This is a genomic window from Flavobacterium ponti (genome assembly GCF_042652765.1).
GTDB lineage: Bacteria > Bacteroidota > Bacteroidia > Flavobacteriales > Flavobacteriaceae > Flavobacterium > Flavobacterium ponti.
The window spans coordinates 1-549 of the sequence record NZ_JBHSGW010000010.1 but is presented as its reverse complement, the minus strand read 5'-3'; the positions used below and the strand labels follow the sequence as shown (position 1 = coordinate 549).

Sequence of the window (549 nt, the reverse complement as noted above, 5' to 3'; positions counted from 1 at the left end):
ACTATAGTTACATTAGCAGTATCACAGTTTGTAGGATTAGCCACTTCACATATTTGGTATGTAAGTGTGTAAGTTCCCGCAGGAGTGTTAGGAGCTACATCAACATTTCCATTGGCATCAATAGTGATGTTAGGAGTTGCAAACGGAGTAAGTATAGCAAGCGTTACATCAGTAGGAACTACAGGAGTACCGTTTAGCGTATCATTTGTATAGATATTGATAACATCTTGTTGTCCTGAAGTTGCATTAACAGGAGTTGTAGAGGCATCATCATCGTTAGCTACGATAGTCACAGGCTCAGTAGTTGTAGTTACCGTTACAATAACGTTAGCAGTATCACAATTAGCAGGAGTTGCACCTGTTTCACAGATAGTATATGTTGCTGTATATATTCCCGAAGGAGTATTTGGCAATACAGTTACTGTTCCATCAGGGTTTAATACTACACCACCTGTTGTTGTAGTTTGGAAAGGAGTATTAACTGTTAGAGTTACATCTGTTGGTAGTACTGGGATACCATTTAAAGTATCATTATCCAATACGTTTAAT

At 38.1% G+C, this 549-nt stretch carries 1 pseudogene; it reads right to left on the bottom strand.

From position 1 onward, the window contains the following. A pseudogene (locus tag ACFO3U_RS07595) lies at positions 1-549 on the bottom strand (hypothetical protein); the annotation flags it as partial.